Origin of the sequence: Flavobacterium sp. (assembly GCF_031423415.1) — a bacterium.
Taxonomy (GTDB): domain Bacteria; phylum Bacteroidota; class Bacteroidia; order Flavobacteriales; family Flavobacteriaceae; genus Flavobacterium.
On sequence record NZ_JANPFL010000057.1, the window covers coordinates 1 to 1196 of the forward strand.

Consider the following 1196-nt stretch of genomic DNA (forward strand, 5'->3'; position numbering starts at 1 on the left):
GCAGGAATTTGCAATTCGCAAAATGTTCAAAGTTCATCAGATGCATATTTTCATGCAGTTAGTATTTCAGAAATAGTAGACCATATTAATAATTTTTCTACTTGTTCAGTTAATACTTTTAATAATAATGCCGCTCCGGTTGTTAATGCTGGAGCTAATTATACAATCCCAAAAGGAACTAAATTTGCATTAAAAGGTAGCGCAACCGATGCAAATGCTTCAAATGCATTAACTTATTGTTGGGAGCAAACCAATGTCGAAATTTCTACGCAACCACCAATAGTTACAGCAGTTGGTGGACCAAATTTCCGATCATTTTCTCCAACATCATCACCAATTCGTTATTTTCCAAAACTTGGGGCAACATCAACAACTTGGGAAGTAATTCCTAATGTAGCAAGAACAATGACATTTGCATTAACCGTTAGAGACAATGTTTCGACACTTGGCGGGCAAACTGGTCGCGATGATATGTCAGTTATTGTAAATGCATCGGCAGGACCATTTATTGTGACTTCGCAAAACACAACCGGAATAAGTTATTTAGGAAATTCTTCGCAAGTAGTAACCTGGAATGTGGCTGGCACCAATGCCAACGGAATAAATGTTGACAATGTAAAAATTTCTTTATCGACCGATAATGGTTTAACGTTTCCTATTGTTTTATCAGCATCTACGGCCAATGACGGTTCAGAAAATGTAACTTTACCTAATAATGTAACTTCGACAAATTGCAAAATTATTATTGAATCGATTGGCAATATATTTAACGCTATCAATACAACTAAATTTACAATAGCTCCAAATTTATCAAATGATGATTTTGAATTCGAAAATTTTGTTTTGTATCCAAACCCAAACAATGGCAGTTTTAATATATCATTCAATTCTAATGATTCTAATGATATAAAAATTTCTATATTCGACATTCAAGGAAGAACAATATTTAATAAAATATTTCAAAATTCAGAAAAATTCAACCAAGATTTGAAAATAGACAATATTCAAAAAGGAATTTATTTGGTTACTGTCTTAAAAGGAAATTACAAATCGGTAAAAAGAGTTGTTTTAGAATAATGAAGTGGTTTAAACTTTTTTTAATTGGCTGCAAAATTGTCTTTTTGCCCCATATTTCAGATTTTTTTTATTCGATAGCGATGCTATCCAATAAAAAAAATCCAAAATCTGAAACAAAA

At 31.9% G+C, this 1196-nt stretch carries 1 protein-coding gene; it reads left to right on the top strand.

Going from position 1 to position 1196, the window contains the following annotated elements; translation table 11 throughout:
* On the top strand, positions 1-1077 hold a 1077-nt coding region (locus tag RMO83_RS05965; protein WP_310558759.1), incomplete at its 5' end, for a T9SS type A sorting domain-containing protein.
* Positions 1078-1196 lie beyond the last annotated feature (119 nt).